The organism is Paraburkholderia sp. EG287B, from assembly GCF_040965595.1.
Lineage (GTDB): Bacteria > Pseudomonadota > Gammaproteobacteria > Burkholderiales > Burkholderiaceae > Paraburkholderia.
In genome coordinates this window covers 118,607-135,998 of the sequence record NZ_JBFRCG010000001.1, presented here as the reverse complement: position 1 = coordinate 135,998, position 17,392 = coordinate 118,607, and the positions used below count along the sequence as shown (strand labels likewise).

The following is a 17,392-nucleotide window of genomic DNA, read 5'->3' as shown; positions in this document are numbered from 1 at the left end:
GGAGATCAACGTGCAACGAGGGTATTGGTGGGCGCGCTTTCAGCAGTGGCGCCTCGCGCGGGCGGAGTCTGATCAGGATCGGGAATCGCGCTGCCGAGCAGCGCCTGGAGGCCAATGCGTTGCTCCGCTAGCGCCTCGCGCGCGGTGGCGGCATCGATGCGGCGCGCGAGCGCCGTGCTTTGCGCGTCGACGTACTGGCCGAGCACGATGTTGCGCGCCGCGTAGGCGTCGCGCGCCTGCGCGGCGGCACGCTCGAGCGCCGGCAGCGCGGCGTCATCCTGATCGAGTTGATGCGCGGCAATCGCGCTGTCGGCTCGCAGGTGGGCGATATCGGCGTAAGCCGCGTTCAGGCGTGTCTGGTATTCGTCCGCGAGACGCCGCCGCGTGGCCTGCTCGATGGCGATATTGCCGCGATTGCGGTTGAAGACCGGCAGCGTGAGGTTGATCGCGAAGCCGCTCGTGTAGATTTCCGAAGTGTCGCGCTGCCGCGTAAAGCCCACCGAAAGACTGGGGAACTGGTTGAGGATCGCGGCGCGGTACTTCTGCTCCTGCGCCTCGTAGCCGGCCTGCAGCGCGATCAGATCGGGACGGCGCTGCGCCAGCTTCGCAACGGCAGCGTCGAGCGTACCATCGGGCATCGGCGTGACTGCCGTGTCGCCTGTGAGCGCAAGCGTCGTGTCGGGCGCGAGGCCGAGCAGCGCATTGAGGTCATGGTGCGTCTGCTCGCGCGCGTGCTGCATGTCGGTGTATGGCTTGCGGGCGTCTTCGTACGCGGTGAGCGACGCGGTGACGCTGTCTGCTGTCACGTTGTGCTCGTTTGCCGCTTGGGCGGTGCGTTCGTAACGCGTGCGGGCGAGCGCCGTCTGCTGCTCGAGCAGCGGCAACACCTCATCCTGAAAGCGCGCTCTCACGTACAGCTGCTTCGCCTGCGCCACGACCTGCCACTCCTGCCAGAGCAGACCGAGATCGGTCTTGCGAACCGTGGCGTTGGCGGACTTCGTGTTCGCGCCACGCGTGACAATCGCCATCACGTCCATGCTCAGGCCGTAGCTGAACGCGCGCGACAACCCAGCGGCGCCGGGATAGTCGCTGGAGATACTCACCTGGGGATCCGGCAGGAGTCCTGCTGAAAACGCCTGCGCGTGCGCAATGCCGAGATCGTCTCGCGCAAGTTTCAGGTCGGGATTATTGGCGACTGCCAGCATCGCGACGTCTTCGATGTCCAAGCCATTCGACGGATCGAAGCGATGTGCCGCAAGCTCGGGCAACGGCATTTTCGCGGGATCGATCTGCACCCGTGCGAGCGCATCCTGCGTGGTCAACGAAGGACCCGTAGCCAGTGGCTGCGCCTGGTAGCTTGCGCAACCGGCAAGCAGTGAGGTGCCCGATGCAACGGCGACGAGCGTGGCGCGCGCGCGATTCGGTCTGTAGAAGCGAAAGACGCGCGGAACCATCGCGCGAGACTGCGTGCTGGACAAAATGGACTCCTCAAGCCAATCCCGCGCAGCATGAATGCGCGAGCATGGGCCTGAACGCAAACACCACGCGTTGGTGGCGTTGCGGCAGGCATGCTGCGCATTCTGCAGGGTTAACGCTTATGCAATCCTTAAGCAGGCGTTTGCATCCGGTCTCTACGGCCGCTTTGCCGTCAGATAGGCGATGCGCTCAGCGCCGAGTTGCGCTCCGCTTTCGAAAATCGCCCGCATTCTGACCTCCAGATACGCGCGCTCATCGCGGGTAAGTTCCTTTTCGAAGACCTCTTCCAGGCTGGGCGCCAACGGGTGGGGCGAGGTACGAAGAAACGTTTCCCAAGGCAGGCTGTCCTCTGTTCGCACTTCGATGTGCAATTCCAGATGAATGTCGGTGAAGCCCGCATCGATCGCGAAGCGCACGAGGTCCCGTTCACCATAGTTCGTGATAGGCAGCGAGCGCGCCTTCTCCTCCGTGTCGGGGAACTGCGCTGCCCGGCACCGGAGCAGCAAGGGAAAGAAGGGATCATCCGTGTTGAACGCACGGGAATCGACGAGTTGCTTGAGCAGGCAAACCTCGAGCGCCTCGTCACGCAAAATCGGCTCGGCGATGGCGAAGCGGCCACCCGGTTTGAGGATGCGGTAAATCTCTCGCATTGCCGCGGGCTTGTCTGCCACATACGCCAGCACCGCGCGCATCGTGGCGGCATCGACTGCTTCGTTCGCGATGCCTGCCAGATTCTCGGCGCTGCCGTGTATGAATGCGCACTGCCCGCTCACACCCAGGCTTCGGGCCCGCTCTTCCGTGTGCCGCAGCAGCGGCGCCGAAATATCGGTCATGAGCACCCCGAGCGCGGCGCCGGCCCGTTCAATCGCGCGAAACCCGACGAGACCATCACCCGTCCCGATGTCGGCCAATGTCATGCCGGGGCGCAGGCGAACGGAATCCAGCACGCGGTCCGCGTACTTTGTGATCTCGGCACGGACATTGTGCTCATGGGTCCGATCGTTGCCATGACGCTGCCGGAGGATCCACGTGGACCAGTCGTCGTGAATTACGTCGTTCGTGAGGGGCAACACAATGGATTTCCAGGGAAAACTTGAAAGATTCGCGGGATGGTAACGTTGAATTCTGATGAACTCCTTATCTAAACGGTATTCCCGACCCGGACCCTATTTTCGCGATACCAAAGGTATCGCCTGTTAAGCTGAATAAAAGTTGCTTTCATTCCAGAACATGTTTTCAACGAGATCCGTGGGTGGAAGCGCCACGGCACGGGGCATCAAGGAATCCCGGATCTGATCAGCTTTTAAACCAGTCGTCGGGCGATTATGAATGGCGCTGGCACAAATCGAACCGCAGCTTATGCAAGCCTTAAGTTGATTTGCTTTCCGAAAATAAATACTTCTTAAGTATCTGGGAGGTACTCCGATAAATCGGGCGCAGTTCCCGGTTTTTTCTCTCTTTATTGGAGACCTTCTGATGACAATCCAGGCAGTTTCTAGCCAACCCGCCGTTGCAATCGCAGCGAATACCGGCGCGCAGAACCAGCAGGCGACTGCCGCTACGCAACCTGCCAGCAAGACGCAGGCGCAGTCCAGTACGACGACGACCCAGGCTTCGACGCCGTCGGCTTCCTATGCCGTCACGATCAGCAATGCCGCACGCGCCGCATTGGCCGAAGCCACCGAAACGTCGGTGCAGACCTCGCAGGAAGCCAACCGCGGAGATCGACAGGCTCAACGCCTGCTTGCGAAGGAGCAGGCCAATAAACTGGGGTAAGGCGGAAGGCGTGCGATAGCAGTCGTCAAACGCCGGTTTCGCACGCCCTACCCTTTGGATTCGCTTGCACGTTGCGCGAAAACCGCGACGTGCAAGCTAACAGATTTCCGCAAGACCGCTCGACGTGCTCCAGGTGTACATCAAACCGCACAGGTAAGATAACTTTTCTTATCGTAATAGAGTGTTTTTAATAACAAACTCTCCACTCAAAAAACGCGCCGCAGGCGGCCATCACGTCGGCTCGGGTTGCCCTCACATCCACGGCGCGACTTGCGCGCCGTGTCCCGAACGCCACTGAGACCCATCTTCAGCGACAATATGTGGGAGCGTCCTCGCGCGCAGACGCTTTCGGACATCGAGCTTTGCGAGTAACGAGGCAGGAGGTTTTATGCAGTCGCGGGATCACTGGAATCGCGTCTACACGACAAAGACGCCGACCCACGTAAGCTGGTTTCAGGAGCATGCGCTCCAGTCGGTGGCGCTCATTCGTCAGGCGGGTCTGTCGAAGGATGCGGCCATCATCGACGTGGGCGGCGGCGCGTCGACGCTGGTCGACGACCTCGTGGCGGACGACTATCGCAACGTCACGGTGCTGGACCTTTCCGACGCCGCGCTCGCCGCCGCTCGCATGCGCCTCGCAACGCGAGTGGGCGAACGCGCAAACCGCGTTTCGTGGATCGTGGGCGACATCACGCAAATCGAATTGCCGGTGCAGGCTTACGACGTCTGGCACGACCGCGCCGTGTTTCATTTCCTGACGAGCCACGAAGACCGGGAAGCTTATGTGAACGCCGTGCTGCGTGCCGTAAAACCGGGCGGCATCGTGATCGTGGCGACCTTTGCCGAGGACGGCCCCGACCATTGCAGCGGGCTACCGGTCATGCGCTATAGCGCCGATGCGTTGCACGCCGAATTTGGCGCGCCCTTCACGCTGCTCAAACAGGAACGCGAGGAGCATCACACGCCGGGTGGCGCCACGCAGAAGTTCATCTACTGCATGTGCCGTAAAGAGACTTCGTGAACGGGTTTGTGGGTGATGCGCGCCGTTTCAGGGTGCGAACGCGAGTGCCGCGTCTTCCGGTAGATTTTCGAGCGCGCGACTGCCATCGCGCAGCGCTTCGCTCTCGCCGTTGAAGGTCGTTTCGCTGTATGCGATGAGCTTGAAGCCGCTACCCGCGCTGCGAGGGATGGTGATACCCCAATGCCACCCTCCTTCCTGTTCGAAGACGTGCAGCTTCAGAGATGCATGCAAAGTGTTTGATCGATTCGTCATGTCACGCCCTCCTTTGCGAAAGCGTCGAGGCAGCCGGCAGACACTGGTCAGTGTAGGCATCATTTTGTTGCGGCGCAATAAATATCGACGTTGAGGTGCGATGCTACGCGATCGGGCGTCGTCATCGGGCAACAAAGGGAAACAGGCGGCAACGAGAAGCAACAAGCGGAAACAAAAGTAAACAGGCGTGCGGCAGCGCAGCGTCGTGCAGCAGTGATGCGCGTCACTTGCTCGGCCCCCAAATGGACGTGGGCGGGCGGGCTGCATTCACGCTATCCTGCGCGCGATGCACGAAAGTTTGCGCTCCCCATTTCCCTTTGCGCCCCGAAGCATGACCGACCGCACCGAAGCCCTCCCCGACAGCACGCCCGAGGCCGCATCCAATAGCGCGCGATCAGCGCTGTGCTATCCCTACCCGGAACCGCCCGCGCCCGGCTTGACCCTCAAGATCGCGCCGGGCGTGCGCTGGCTGCGTATGCCGCTGCCCTGGGCGCTCGATCACATCAACGTATGGCTCATCGACGACGCCGAAGGTTGCGCCGTTGTCGATACGGGCGCCCGCACCGATGCGGCCACGGCTGTGTGGCGCGCGATCTTCCCGCAGGGCGGCGAGGCACGCACGGCGCCCCGCGTGACACGCGTGCTGGTCACGCACATGCACCCCGATCATGTGGGCATGGCCGGGTGGCTCACGCGCGCGTTCGACTGCCGGCTCTGGATGACGCGCGCCGAGTACTTCAACTGCCGCGTGGCCGCCGCCGACACCGGCCGCGAAGCGCCCGCCGACGCGCTCGACTTCTATCGCCGCGCGGGCTGGAGCGAGTCCGCCATCGATGTCTATCGCGCGCGCTTCGGCCGCTTCGGCCAGCATATCCACGCGCTGCCGGAAAGCTTCCGGCGCCTGCAGGACGGCGAGGTCGTACGCATCGGCGCGCACGACTGGCGCGTGATCGTCGGCATGGGGCATTCGCCGGAACATGCGTGCTTTTACTGCCCGGCGCTGAAGCTGTTCATTTCGGGCGACCAGGTGCTGCCACGCATCTCGTCGAACGTTTCGGTCTATCCAATCGAGCCCGACGCGGACCCGATGGCGCAGTGGTACGCCTCGTTCGACAAGCTGCAACGCGAAGTGCCCGACGACGTGCTCGTGCTTCCCTCGCATAACGACTGCTTTTACGGGCTGCACGCGCGCATCGAGCGTTTGCGCCAGGGGCAGGACAAAAGCCTCGCGCGCCTGCGCGCCACGCTCGCCGAACCGCGCCGCGCCGTGGATGTGTTCGGTGCGCTGTTCGCGCGGCGCATCGGCGAAGACGATCTCGGGCAGATGAGTCTCGCAACCGGCGAGAGCCTCGCGTGCCTGAACTACCTGATGTATCGCGGCGAAGTGAAACGCGAACTGCGCGACGACGGCATGTACTGGTATTCGCGGACGTAAAAAATGGCAGGGAGGGCGCACCACGCCCCGCCTGCCACAAGCCGCATCGACGGCATGCACCGGAAAACCCGGAATGTCGTCGCCCGCTGCTTACATGTTCGGATAGTTCGGCCCGCCGCCACCTTCAGGCGTGACCCATACGATGTTCTGCGTCGGGTCCTTGATATCGCAGGTCTTGCAGTGCACGCAGTTCTGCGCGTTGATCTGCAGACGATGAGCGTCCTGCTCGTCCTTCACGAACTCGTAGACGCCTGCGGGACAGAAGCGCGCCTCGGGGCCTGCATACGTCGCGAGGTTGATGCCGACCGGCACCGTCATGTCCTTGAGCGTGAGGTGCGCCGGCTGGTTCTCTTCGTGATTCGTGTTCGAGATGAACACCGAGGAGAGCCGGTCGAACGTGAGCTTGCCGTCGGGTTTCGGATACTCGATCGGCTTGCACTGCGAAGCGGGCTTGAGCATCTCGTGATCGCGATGCTGGTGATGCAGCGTCCACGGCACCTTGCCGCCCAGCAGCTTCTGCTCGATGCCCACCATGAGCGTGCCCAGGTACAGGCCCTTGCTCATCCACTGCTTGAAGTTGCGCGCCTTGTACAGCTCCGTGTGGAGCCACGACTGCTTGAACGCTTCCGGGTAGGCCGCGAGTTCATCGCTCTGTCGGCCCGCCTGCACGGCTTCGAATGCGGCGTCCGCAGCCAGCATGCCGGTCTTGATCGCCGCGTGGCTGCCCTTGATGCGCGAGGCGTTCAGAAAGCCTGCGTCGTCGCCCACCAGCGCACCGCCCGGGAACACGAGCCTGGGCAGCGACATCAGGCCGCCCGCCGTGATCGCGCGCGCGCCATACGACACGCGCTTGCCGCCTTCCAGGTACTTGCGAATTTCCGGGTGCGTCTTGTAGCGCTGGAATTCCTCGAACGGCGAGAGGTACGGATTCTGATACGCAAGACCCACGACAAAGCCCACCATCACCTGGTTGTTGTCGGTGTGGTACAGGAACGAGCCGCCGTAGGTATCCGACTCCAGCGGCCAGCCGGCGGTGTGGATCACGAGGCCGGGCTGGTGCTTCGAGGGATCGATCTCCCACAGTTCCTTGATGCCGATGCCGTAGACCTGCGGATCCGAATCCTTGCCCAGCTTGAACTTCTCGTTCAGCTGACGGCCCAGATGCCCGCGGCAGCCTTCGCAGAACAGCGTGTACTTCGCGTGCAGCTCCATGCCGAGCTGGAAGTTCTCGGTGGGCTCGCCGTCCTTGCCGACCCCCATGTTGCCGGTGGCGACGCCCTTGACCGACCCGTCGTCGTTGTAGAGCACTTCGGCGGCCGGAAAGCCGGGGAAGATTTCGACGCCCAGCGCCTCGGCCTGCTGTCCCAGCCAGCGCGTGAAGTTGGCGAGGCTGATGACGTAGTTGCCGTGGTTCTTGAAGTTGTCGGGCAGCGCCCAGTTCGGCACAGCCTTAGCCCCCGTTTCGGAAAGAAAAAGGAACTTGTCCTCGGTCACGGGCACGTTCAGCGGTGCGCCTTGCTCTTTCCAGTCCGGAATCAGCTCGTTCAGGGCGCGCGGATCCATGACCGCGCCCGAGAGGATATGCGCCCCGATTTCCGAGCCTTTCTCCAGCACGCAGACACCGATTTCAGTGCCTTTTTCCGCGGCTAGCTGCTTCAGGCGGATCGCCGCGGACAGCCCGGCGGGACCGCCACCGACGATCACCACGTCGTATTCCATCGACTCGCGTGGGCCGTACTGTGCAATCAGATCAATCGACGACATATCCTCTTCCTTCTTTGCTAACTAGGCGTTCCGGGTCGCCCGATCAAAACTGCACTTCGCTCAGCGCGAGCACGCCCGCGTCGCCCTTTGCGGCCACGATCGACGTCTCGAAGCCGCCTGCCTGCGCGAGAATGTGCTCGGCGTAGAACTGCGCGATCGCGATCTTCGCGCCGTAAAACTCGGCATCGTTCGCATGTTCGCGTTGCGCGACGAGCAGCGCGCGCGCCATTTGCCAGCCGCACAGCACGATGCCCGCGAGCTTCAGATACGGCACGCTGCCCGCGAACACCGCGTTCGGGTCGCGCTTGACGTTCTCAACCACGTAGTCGACGACATTCGCCAGTGCACGCGCGCCCTTCTCCAGCTGCTCGCGCATCGATGCCGCCGCCGCGCCGCCCGCCTGGCCGAGTTCCTCGGCAGTCCGGGCGATCTCGCCGAGCAGGGCCTTCGCCACCGCGCCGCCGTCGCGCACCGTCTTGCGGCCCACCAGGTCGTTCGCCTGGATCGCCGTGGTGCCCTCGTAGATGGCGAGAATGCGCGCGTCGCGGTAGTACTGGGCCGCGCCCGTTTCCTCGATGAAGCCCATGCCACCATGCACCTGGACGCCGAGGCTCGTCACGTCGTTGACCATTTCGGTGCTCCAGCCCTTCACGATCGGCACGAGGAATTCGTAGATCGCGAGATTGCGCGCGCGCACTTCCGGGTCGGCGTGGTAGTGCGCATGGTCGCTATAGGCGGCGGCGACATAGGCGAGCGCTCGTGCGCCCTCGGTCATCGCACGCATCGAGGCGAGCATGCGGCGCACGTCCGGATGATGGATGATGGTCGCCGACTGCTTGAGCGAGCCGTCCACGGGGCGGCTCTGCACACGCTCCTTCGCGTACGCCACGGCCTTCTGGTACGCGCTCTCGGCCACGCCCACGCCCTGCATGCCCACACCGAAGCGCGCGGCGTTCATCATGATGAACATGTATTCGAGGCCGCGATTCTCCTCGCCCACGAGGTAGCCGATCGCGCCGCCGTGATCGCCGTACTGGAGCACGGCCGTCGGGCTCGCCTTGATGCCGAGCTTGTGTTCGATCGAGACGCAATGCACGTCGTTGCGCGCGCCGAGCGAGCCGTCTTCGTTGACGAGGAACTTCGGCACGACGAACAACGAAATGCCTTTCACGCCTTCGGGCGCGTTGGGCGTGCGCGCCAGCACGAGGTGAACGATGTTCTCCGCCATGTCGTGCTCACCCCACGTGATGAAGATCTTCGTGCCGAAGACCTTGTACGTGCCGTCGCCCTGCGGTTCGGCGCGCGAGCGCACCAGTGCGAGGTCGGAGCCGGCCTGCGGCTCGGTCAGGTTCATCGTGCCGGTCCAGTCGCCGGAGATGAGCTTCGGCACGTAGCGCGCCTTCAACTCGTCGCTGCCCGCGGTGAGCAGCGCCTCGATCGCGCCGTCGGTGAGCAGCGGGCACAGCGCGAACGAGAGGTTCGCCGCGTTGAGCATTTCGATGCAAGGCGTCGCAATCAGCTTGGGCAGCGCCTGGCCGCCGAATTCGGACGGATGCTGCAGACCCTGCCAGCCGCCCTCGACGTACTGGCGGAACGCCCCGGCGAAGCCAGGCGTCGCCGTGACCTCGCCGTCGCGCCAGCTGCTGGGCGCGCGGTCGCCTTCCACGTTCAGCGGCGCGATGACTTCGCCGGAGAGCTTCGCGCACTCGTCGAGCACGGCCTGCGCAGTGTCGAAACCGGCGTCTTCGAAACCCGGCAGGGTTGCGACGGCGCCGATGCCGGCCAGCTCTTTCAGCACGAACAGCATGTCCTTGACGGGGGCGTTGTAGCTCATGATCGGTCCTTCCAGTACTCAGGGTCGAAATGGATGCGCCGCCGGGCCAGGGTTACCTGTGTGGCCACCTTGCGGCAGTACAGGACGGATCGTAGCGTCAATGGGTCGCGAAACCACTGTCCAAACCGGACCACATGGTGACAATTCTGGCCACGCTGTCGGCGGCCGCGCCCACCCGTCGTGGGTGGACATCGCCACTTTGTGCCGGGCTGCGCTCAGCCGGGCTGCGCTCAGCCAGGCGACGCTCAGGCGCTCAGCCGCGGCGGCGGTAGGTGCCGGGCGTGCTGCCCGTCCAGTGGCGAAAGGCGCGGTGAAAGGCGCTGGGGTCATCGAAACCCAGATCGCCGCCGATGGCCGCGATCGTGTCCTGGGTGTCGGTGAGGCGCTGGATCGCCACGTCGCGGCGCAGTTCGTCCTTGAGCGCCTGGAAGGTGGTCTCCTCCGCGGCGAGGCGCCGGCACAGCGTGCGCACCGAGCAGTGCAGGCTGTCGGCCGCCGCTTCGATGGTCGGCAGATCGGGCAGTTGCGCGGCCAGGTACTGGCGCACGTTGTGGCTCACGAGCTGCTCGCTGAAGGTCTCGAAGATCCAGTCGCCCGGCGAACGCGCGAGAAACGCGCGCAGGTTGCGCTTGCTCTGCCGGATCGGCATGTCGAGATAGGCCGCGCTGAAGCGCATCAGCGTGGCCTCGCAGCCAAAGCGCACGGGCCCCGAGAAGAAGTAACGATGATCGAGCGCGTGCGGCGGCTGCGCGCAGGCGAAATCGACTTGCAGGAGCGGAATGCGCTGGCCGATCAGCCAGGAGCACACGCCATGCGCGAGCTTGAGCGTCAGCTCCTGGCCGAGCGGCCCGATCGCGCCATACGCCGGATTGGCGCGTAATGCCACCTGGGCCACGAGCCCCTGGCGGCGCGACTCGAGCCGGAAATCGTCGAGCACGATGTGGAAGAACTGGTCGAAGCGATGCAGGGCCGTTTCGAGGTTGCGCGCATCGAGCAGGCTCAGGCAGAGAAACTTGAGCGTGCCGCTGCGCAGCGGCCGGCTGAAGATGCCGGGCATCTCGTCGTCGAGTTCGATGGCGAGCGTCTGGTAGAGCGTGGAGAACTGCTCTTCCGTCACGCGGCCACCCGGCTTGGCGAGCAGCTCCAGCGCGATGCCCGCCTCGTTGAGATAGCGGCGGATCACGGCGGGCTCGGCGCCCGCGCCGGCCAGAAAGCCGTTGACGAGCGAGATGGGAACGGTGGCGCTAGGCGATGGCATGCGTTGACGATGGAAGGCCGCGTAAACGGACAGACATCGGCGTCGGTCCGCGCGCCATTTTAAATCGGCGCGGCCGAAATCACGCGGCCGGGCCCCTCGCCCGCGCGAATGCATCGAACCATGCGAGACTTTCCGGGTTGGCCATGGTGTCCGGATTGGCCACCTTCTCGAGCGGCTGCCCGAGCAGAAGCCGCTTGATCGGCACCTCCATCTTCTTGCCCGAGAGCGTGCGCGGAACGGCCTGAACCTGATGGATCTCGTCGGGCACATGGCGCGCCGAGAGCGCCTCGCGCACGCGCGCGCGAATGCGCTGCGCGAGCGCGTCGCTCAGCTCGACACCGGGGCGCAGCACCACGAAGAGCGGCATCGACGAGTTGCGCCCCAGATACTCCAGATCGACCACGAGGCTGTCGAGCACCTCGGGCACCGACTCCACCGCGCGATACAGCTCGCTCGTGCCCATGCGGATGCCGTGGCGGTTGATGGTGGCGTCCGAGCGGCCGTAGATGACCGCGCCGCCGCGCGGCGTGATGCGCAGCCAGTCGCCGTGGCGCCAGATGCCAGGAAACATGTCGAAGTAGCTTTCGCGGTAGCGCCGGTTCGCTTCGTCGCGCCAGAAGTAAAGCGGCATCGAGGGCATGGGCGCGGTGCACACGAGTTCGCCGACTTCGTCGATGCGCGCGTGCCCGGCTTCGTCGAATGCCTCGACGCGCGCGCCGAGGCAGCGGCACTGCATTTCGCCGAGATAAACCGGCAAGGTCGGCACACCGGCGAGGAAGCAGCCCGCGAAGTCGGTGCCGCCCGAAATCGCGTCGATCCAGACGGGCCCCACCTGCTCGAGTATCCACGCATACGCTTCGGGCGGCAGCGGCGAGCCGGTCGAGCCAACTGCGCGCAGGCGCGAGAGATCGGCGGCCGCTCGCGGCTCGACCCCGGCCTTCAGGCACCCCTGGAAATACGCCGCCCCCGCGCCGAAGAACGTCACGCCATTCTCGCCCACGAAGCGCCACAGCGCCTGCGCGTCGGGATAGGTGGGGTTGCCGTCGTAGAGACAGAGCGTCGCGCCCGCGAGCAGGCCGCCTACCTGGCAGTTCCACATGATCCAGTTCGTGCTGGCGTACCAGTGGAACCGGTCGCCAGGGTTCAGGTCGAGATGCAGCGCGGTGAGCTTCACGTGCTCCACCACGATGCCGCCGTGCGAATGCACGATGGCCTTGGGCATGCCCGTCGTGCCCGACGAATAGACGATCCACAACGGATGATCGAACGGCACGGGTTCGATCTGCAGCGGGACGTTGCCAGCGATGGCGTCGCGCCATGCCGTGGCCTGCGGGTACGCCCTGGCGTCGACGTCCGGGTCGAGCTGCGGAACCAACACGAGGTGCGCCACGCCCGGCAACTCGCGCAGCAGATGGTGAATCAACTCGCGCCGGTCGTGCGGCTTGCCGCCGTAGCGATAGCCGTCCACGGCGAACAGCACCTTCGGTTCGATCTGCCGGAAGCGGTCGAGCACCGCGAGCGGCCCCATGTCCGGCGAGCATACCGACCAGATCGCGCCCACGCTCGCCGTGGCGAGAAATGCCACGACGGTTTCGGGCGTGTTCGGCATGAAGGCCGCCACGCGGTCGCCGCGCGCAACGCCCATGCACCGCAGCGTGGCCGCGCAAGCCGCGACCTGGCGGCGCAGCTCCGCCCAGCTCAATTCGCGCGTGCGCCCGGCCATGGGGCCGCTCTCGCTGCGCGAAACGATCGCAGGCCACGCGTCGTTCGCGAGCTGGAAGGCCCGCTCGACGTAGTTCAATTCGACACCCGGAAACCAGCGTGCACCGGGCATTGCCGCATCGGCGAGCGCCACGCCGCGCGGCTCGCGCGACGGAATCTGCGCCCAGTCCCACAGCGCGCACCAGAAAGCATCGATGTCCTCGACGGACCAGCGCCATAGCGCGTCGTACTCGTCGAACGCGAGACCGCGCGTCTCGCCGAGCCACTTCACGAACCGGGTGATGCGCGCTGATTCGACCTGCTGCGGTGCCGGCGTCCAGGCCGGGGTGAATACGGGAGCGGTTTCGTTCATCGGTTTGCGTGGGCTCGTGCGGGTTCGTCCGAGCTAATGGTGCCGGAGCCGGTGCGCCTAGAACAATTCAGGGAAACCAGTGGAAGGTTTTCAACCGCATTGGCTGACGACGATGTCCGTTAACGTCGTGCGCAATAACATCTCACGCCGTGATTATTTCCAGTATTTCGAATAAAAGCGGTAATTGAACAGTTACGCGTGATCAATATTTTGCTCCCCGATTTAATCTAAGATAAGTCGAAATTTACATGCCGGGTTGTCCTGCACAAATAGATCTAACCGCTAATTTACCTTGCACTGCGCAACGCCTTTTTTACCGGGAAAGTCCGGCATACCGGCCTGTTCCGTACGCAATTGGCATAAGGCCCGTCATAAAACTGCAATCCACTGGCGCCTTTAATTTGGCTAATTCCCGCCGGTTTGCCTCTCCCTATCGGACCAAGGTCTTATTGTCATTTTGCGCGCCCCCTATCAGATTGAGCGCGTAGCGGCACGGGTTCCGCTCTCGCGGCATGCAGTCCGCGCTGCAGATTCAGGCACAAGCATGTTGATGGGCTCGCGCGCAGCGCGAGATCTGCAACCCAGCCGGCTCGTCCAGGAGATCGCGCATGTCCGAATCGACGTCTTCGTCCCACCCCGCTGCCAAGCCCGATAGCGCCGCCACCCCGGCCTCTGCCAACAAGCTGCGCCTCGGCGCGCTCACCGCCCTCGTCGTGGGCTCGATGGTGGGCGGTGGTATCTTCTCCCTGCCGCAAAACATGGCGGCCAGCGCCGACGCCGGTGCGGTGCTGATCGGCTGGGCGATCACCGCGGTCGGCATGCTCATGCTGGCGTTCGTGTTCCAGTCGCTGGCTATCCGCAAGCCCGAACTCGACGGCGGGGTCTACGCCTTCGCGAAAGCCGGCTTCGGCGACTACATGGGCTTCGGCTCGGCCTGGGGCTACTGGATCAGCGCGTGGCTCGGCAACGTCGGCTACTTCGTTCTCCTGTTCAGTACGCTCGGATACTTCTTCCCGGTGTTCGGCGAGGGCAACACGCCGATCTCCATCATCTGCGCCTCGGTGCTGCTCTGGGCCCTGCACTTTCTCGTGCTGCGGGGCATCAAGGAAGCCGCAATCGTCAACCAGATCACCACGGTCGCGAAGCTGGTGCCGCTGTGCCTCTTTATCATCATCTGCGCGTTTGCGTTCCGCTCCAGCATCTTCACGGCCGATTTCTGGGGACAAATGAATCCCAAGCTCGGCAGCGTGACGAACCAGGTGCGCGGCATGATGCTCGTGACCGTGTGGGTGTTCATCGGCATCGAAGGCGCGAGCATTTTCTCCGCGCGCGCGGAAAAGCGCAGCGATGTCGGCAAGGCCACGGTCATCGGTTTCGTCGGCGTGCTGCTCCTGCTCGTGCTCGTCAACGTGCTGTCGCTCGGTGTGCTCACGCAGCCCAGGCTCGCGGCCCTGCAGAACCCCTCGATGGCGGGCGTGCTCGAAAACGTGGTCGGCCACTGGGGTGCGATTCTGATCAGCGTGGGGCTCGTCGTGTCGCTCGCGGGCGCGCTGCTCTCGTGGGTGCTGCTGTGCGCCGAAATCATCTTTTCGGCCGCGCGCGACCACACGATGCCAAACTTCCTGCGCAAGGAAAACGCGAAGCACGTGCCGGCCAACGCGCTGTGGCTCACGAACGGCATGGTGCAGATCTTCCTCGTCATCACGCTGTTCTCGAAGGGCACCTATCTCTCGCTCATCTATCTCGCGACCTCGATGATCCTGCTGCCCTACTTCTGGTCGGCAGCCTACGCATTCCTGCTCGCGCTGCGCGGCGAAACGTATGAGGCCGACAGCGGCGAGCGCAACAAGGACCTCGTCATCGCGGGCATCGCCGTGATCTATGCGGTCTGGCTCATTTATGCCGGCGGCCTCAAATACGTGCTGCTCTCTGCGTTGCTCTATGCGCCGGGCATCGTGCTGTTCGCACGCGCAAAACGCGAGGTCGGCCAGCCCGTGTTCACCAACATCGAGAAGTTCGTTTTCGCCGCTGTGCTGATTGGCGCATTGCTGGCGGCTTTCGGCCTGTACAAGGGCTTTCTCACCCTCTGATTCGAGGAGTCTCATGATGAGTACGGACACTGTCGCCTTCGGCGTCAATTCCGAGGCAGGCAAGCTGCGCAAGGTCATGGTATGCGCGCCGGGTCTCGCGCATCAACGCCTCACCCCCAGCAACTGCGACGAGCTGCTTTACGACGACGTGATCTGGGTCAGCCAGGCAAAGCGCGACCACTTCGACTTCGTGACGAAGATGCGCGAGCGCGGCGTGGACGTCCTCGAAATGCACAATCTGCTCACCGAAACGGTGCAACACCCCGAAGCGCTCAAGTACATCCTCGATCGCAAGGTTCGCCCCGAGACCGTGGGCGTGTCGCTGGCCGGCGAGGTGCGCAGCTGGCTCGAAGGGCTCGAGCCGCGCAAGACCGCGGAATTCCTCATTGGCGGCGTGGTTGCCGAAGATATTCCGGATACCGAACAAAGCAAGATCCTCAAAGAGTTTCGCCGCTATCTGGGCTATTCGAGCTTCGTGCTCGCGCCGCTGCCCAACAGCACCTTCACGCGCGACACGACCTGCTGGATCTACGGCGGCGTAACGCTGAACCCGATGTACTGGCCCGCGCGCCGGCAGGAAACGCTGCTCACCACGGCCATCTACCGCTATCACCCCGAGTTCGCGGGCAAGGACTTCCAGGTGTGGTACGGCGACCCCGACGAGGACCATGGCGCGGCCACGCTCGAAGGCGGCGACGTGATGCCGATCGGCAACGGCGTCGTGCTGATCGGCATGGGCGAGCGCACGAGCCGCCAGGCGATCGGCCGTCTCGCGCAGAACATCTTCGCCAAGGGCGGTGCCAAGCGCATCGTTGTGGCGGGCCTGCCCAAGTCGCGCGCGGCCATGCACCTCGACACGGTGTTCAGCTTCTGCGACCGCGACCTCGTGACGATCTTCCCCGAAGTGGTCAACGAGATCGTGCCGTTCTCGGTTCGCCCCGACGACAAGAGCCCGTCGAAGCTCGACCTGCGCCGCGAGGAAAAGCCCTTCGTGGACGTCGTGGCCGAAGCGATGGGCTTGAAGAGCCTGCGCATCGTCGAGACCGGCGGCAACGCGTTCGCGGCCGAGCGCGAGCAATGGGACGACGGCAACAACGTGGTGTGCGTCGAGCCCGGCGTCGTGATCGGCTACGACCGCAACACCTATACGAATACGCTGCTGCGCAAGGCCGGCGTGGAGGTCATCACGATCACGGCGAGCGAACTGGGCCGCGGGCGCGGCGGCGGCCACTGCATGACTTGCCCGATCGTGCGCGACGCCGTCGAACTCTGAGCGTCGCCCGCTTAACCGCATTCCCACTGCATTCGCAACGGAGAAATGACATGGCTTTCAACCTGCGCAACCGCAGCCTGCTAAGTCTGATGCACCACAGCACCCGCGAGCTGCGTTACCTGCTCGACCTCTCGCGCGACCTCAAGCGCGCCAAGTACACGGGGACCGAGCAGCAGCACCTCAAGGGCGTCAACATTGCACTGATCTTCGAAAAGACCTCCACGCGCACGCGCTGCGCATTCGAAGTCGCGGCCTATGACCAGGGCGCGAACGTCACCTACATCGACCCGAACTCCTCGCAGATCGGCCACAAGGAAAGCATGAAGGACACGGCGCGCGTGCTGGGCCGCATGTACGACGCGATCGAGTATCGCGGCTTCAAGCAGGATATCGTCGAGGAACTCGCGAAGTTCGCGGGCGTGCCGGTGTTCAATGGCCTCACCGACGAATACCACCCCACGCAGATGCTCGCCGACGTGCTCACCATGCGCGAGCATTCGGACAAGCCGCTCACGCAGATCAGCTACGCGTATCTGGGCGACGCCCGCAACAACATGGGCAACTCGCTGCTGCTGATTGGCGCGAAGCTCGGCATGGACGTGCGCATTGCCGCGCCGAAGTCGCTCTGGCCGCACGACGATCTCGTGGCGGACTGCAAGAAGTTCGCCGAGGAAAGCGGCGCGCGCATCCTGCTGACCGAGGACCCCAAGGCCGCCGTCAAGGACGTGGATTTCGTGCACACCGACGTGTGGGTCTCGATGGGCGAGCCCATGGAAGCGTGGGGCGAACGCATCAAGGCGCTGCTGCCCTATCAGGTGAACATGCCCCTCATGAAGGCGAGCGGCACGCCGCATACGCGCTTCATGCATTGCCTGCCCGCCTTCCACAACAGCGAGACGGTGATCGGCAAGCAGATCGCCGACAAGTATCCGGAGCTCAAGGGCGGCGTCGAAGTGACGGAGGAAGTGTTCGAGTCGCCGCTGAATCTGGCCTTCGAGCAGGCGGAAAACCGCATGCACACGATCAAGGCGATTCTCGTTTCGACGCTCGCCGACATTTGAGCCGCATCGCTCGACGGTGCGCGTGCGCCGCGCGGCCGGGTTGCAAACCCGGCAACGCGGTGCATGCGCCCCGCTTCA

13 protein-coding genes are annotated in these 17,392 nt (G+C 64.1%); 6 read left to right on the top strand and 7 right to left on the bottom strand.

Going from position 1 to position 17,392, the window contains the following annotated elements:
- Positions 1-5: 5 nt before the first annotated feature.
- Both AB4Y40_RS00615 and AB4Y40_RS00610 read right to left on the bottom strand, forming a co-directional pair.
- A complete protein-coding gene (locus tag AB4Y40_RS00615) occupies positions 6-1,478 on the bottom strand; it encodes a TolC family protein (RefSeq protein ID WP_368686036.1) in 1,473 nt (490 codons plus the stop codon).
- Between the two features lie 153 nt (positions 1,479-1,631).
- Positions 1,632-2,549, bottom strand: a complete 918-nt coding sequence (locus tag AB4Y40_RS00610) for a class I SAM-dependent methyltransferase (protein ID WP_368686035.1) — start codon at positions 2,547-2,549, stop codon at positions 1,632-1,634.
- A gap of 403 nt (positions 2,550-2,952) precedes the next feature.
- On the opposite strand from AB4Y40_RS00610, the gene AB4Y40_RS00605 reads away from it, so the two are divergent.
- Positions 2,953-3,252, top strand: a complete 300-nt coding sequence (locus tag AB4Y40_RS00605) for a hypothetical protein (protein WP_368686034.1) — start codon at positions 2,953-2,955, stop codon at positions 3,250-3,252.
- Between the two features lie 388 nt (positions 3,253-3,640).
- Complete coding sequence (locus AB4Y40_RS00600) at positions 3,641-4,273, top strand: class I SAM-dependent methyltransferase (RefSeq protein ID WP_368686033.1); 633 nt, start codon at positions 3,641-3,643, stop codon at positions 4,271-4,273.
- A gap of 27 nt (positions 4,274-4,300) precedes the next feature.
- On the opposite strand, the gene AB4Y40_RS00595 is transcribed toward AB4Y40_RS00600, so the two are convergent.
- On the bottom strand, positions 4,301-4,525 hold the full coding sequence (locus AB4Y40_RS00595) for a hypothetical protein (RefSeq protein ID WP_069265725.1): 225 nt from the start codon (positions 4,523-4,525) through the stop codon (positions 4,301-4,303).
- Positions 4,526-4,856: 331 nt separating this feature from the next.
- Here AB4Y40_RS00595 and AB4Y40_RS00590 point away from each other — a divergent pair, with 331 nt between their 5' ends.
- Complete coding sequence (locus AB4Y40_RS00590) at positions 4,857-5,960, top strand: MBL fold metallo-hydrolase (protein WP_368686032.1); 1,104 nt, start codon at positions 4,857-4,859, stop codon at positions 5,958-5,960.
- 90 nt (positions 5,961-6,050) lie between these two features.
- On the opposite strand, the gene AB4Y40_RS00585 is transcribed toward AB4Y40_RS00590, so the two are convergent.
- The 4 genes from AB4Y40_RS00585 to AB4Y40_RS00570 form a co-directional block, all read right to left on the bottom strand.
- Positions 6,051-7,724 carry an electron transfer flavoprotein-ubiquinone oxidoreductase gene (locus AB4Y40_RS00585; protein WP_368686031.1) on the bottom strand — a complete coding sequence of 558 codons (1,674 nt, stop codon included), beginning with the start codon at positions 7,722-7,724 and terminating at the stop codon, positions 6,051-6,053.
- A 43-nt stretch (positions 7,725-7,767) separates the two neighbouring features.
- Positions 7,768-9,558 carry an acyl-CoA dehydrogenase gene (locus AB4Y40_RS00580; RefSeq protein WP_368686030.1) on the bottom strand — a complete coding sequence of 597 codons (1,791 nt, stop codon included), beginning with the start codon at positions 9,556-9,558 and terminating at the stop codon, positions 7,768-7,770.
- Positions 9,559-9,811: 253 nt separating this feature from the next.
- Positions 9,812-10,816: an AraC family transcriptional regulator gene (locus AB4Y40_RS00575; protein ID WP_368686029.1), complete on the bottom strand. Its 1,005-nt coding sequence runs from the start codon at positions 10,814-10,816 to the stop codon at positions 9,812-9,814.
- 79 nt (positions 10,817-10,895) lie between these two features.
- Positions 10,896-12,890: an acetoacetate--CoA ligase gene (locus tag AB4Y40_RS00570; protein WP_368686028.1), complete on the bottom strand. Its 1,995-nt coding sequence runs from the start codon at positions 12,888-12,890 to the stop codon at positions 10,896-10,898.
- Positions 12,891-13,612: 722 nt separating this feature from the next.
- On the opposite strand from AB4Y40_RS00570, the gene arcD reads away from it, so the two are divergent.
- The 3 genes from arcD to AB4Y40_RS00555 are packed head-to-tail and all read left to right on the top strand — an operon-like array spanning position 13,613 to position 17,314.
- The gene (gene arcD / locus AB4Y40_RS00565; RefSeq protein WP_368686336.1) at positions 13,613-14,980 is read left to right on the top strand and encodes an arginine-ornithine antiporter; all 1,368 of its coding nucleotides are present in this window, start codon (positions 13,613-13,615) and stop codon (positions 14,978-14,980) included.
- 16 nt (positions 14,981-14,996) lie between these two features.
- Positions 14,997-16,253, top strand: a complete 1,257-nt coding sequence (arcA, locus tag AB4Y40_RS00560) for an arginine deiminase (protein WP_342923959.1) — start codon at positions 14,997-14,999, stop codon at positions 16,251-16,253.
- Positions 16,254-16,303: 50 nt separating this feature from the next.
- The gene (locus AB4Y40_RS00555) at positions 16,304-17,314 is read left to right on the top strand and encodes an ornithine carbamoyltransferase (RefSeq protein WP_368686027.1); all 1,011 of its coding nucleotides are present in this window, start codon (positions 16,304-16,306) and stop codon (positions 17,312-17,314) included.
- Positions 17,315-17,392 lie beyond the last annotated feature (78 nt).

Excerpts from the sequence above, each read along its gene's own strand:
- AB4Y40_RS00570 (WP_368686028.1), bottom strand. The coding sequence starts at position 12,890 with ATGAACGAAACCGCTCCCGTATTCACCCCGGCCTGGACGCCGGCACCG.
- AB4Y40_RS00605 (WP_368686034.1), top strand. The coding sequence starts at position 2,953 with ATGACAATCCAGGCAGTTTCTAGCCAACCCGCCGTTGCAATCGCAGCG.
- AB4Y40_RS00555 (WP_368686027.1), top strand. The coding sequence starts at position 16,304 with ATGGCTTTCAACCTGCGCAACCGCAGCCTGCTAAGTCTGATGCACCAC.
- AB4Y40_RS00590 (WP_368686032.1), top strand. The coding sequence starts at position 4,857 with ATGACCGACCGCACCGAAGCCCTCCCCGACAGCACGCCCGAGGCCGCA.
- AB4Y40_RS00600 (WP_368686033.1), top strand. The coding sequence starts at position 3,641 with ATGCAGTCGCGGGATCACTGGAATCGCGTCTACACGACAAAGACGCCG.
- AB4Y40_RS00580 (WP_368686030.1), bottom strand. The coding sequence starts at position 9,558 with ATGAGCTACAACGCCCCCGTCAAGGACATGCTGTTCGTGCTGAAAGAG.
- AB4Y40_RS00575 (WP_368686029.1), bottom strand. The coding sequence starts at position 10,816 with ATGCCATCGCCTAGCGCCACCGTTCCCATCTCGCTCGTCAACGGCTTT.
- arcD (WP_368686336.1), top strand. The coding sequence starts at position 13,613 with ATGGTGGGCGGTGGTATCTTCTCCCTGCCGCAAAACATGGCGGCCAGC.
- AB4Y40_RS00585 (WP_368686031.1), bottom strand. The coding sequence starts at position 7,724 with ATGTCGTCGATTGATCTGATTGCACAGTACGGCCCACGCGAGTCGATG.
- AB4Y40_RS00595 (WP_069265725.1), bottom strand. The coding sequence starts at position 4,525 with ATGACGAATCGATCAAACACTTTGCATGCATCTCTGAAGCTGCACGTC.
- arcA (WP_342923959.1), top strand. The coding sequence starts at position 14,997 with ATGAGTACGGACACTGTCGCCTTCGGCGTCAATTCCGAGGCAGGCAAG.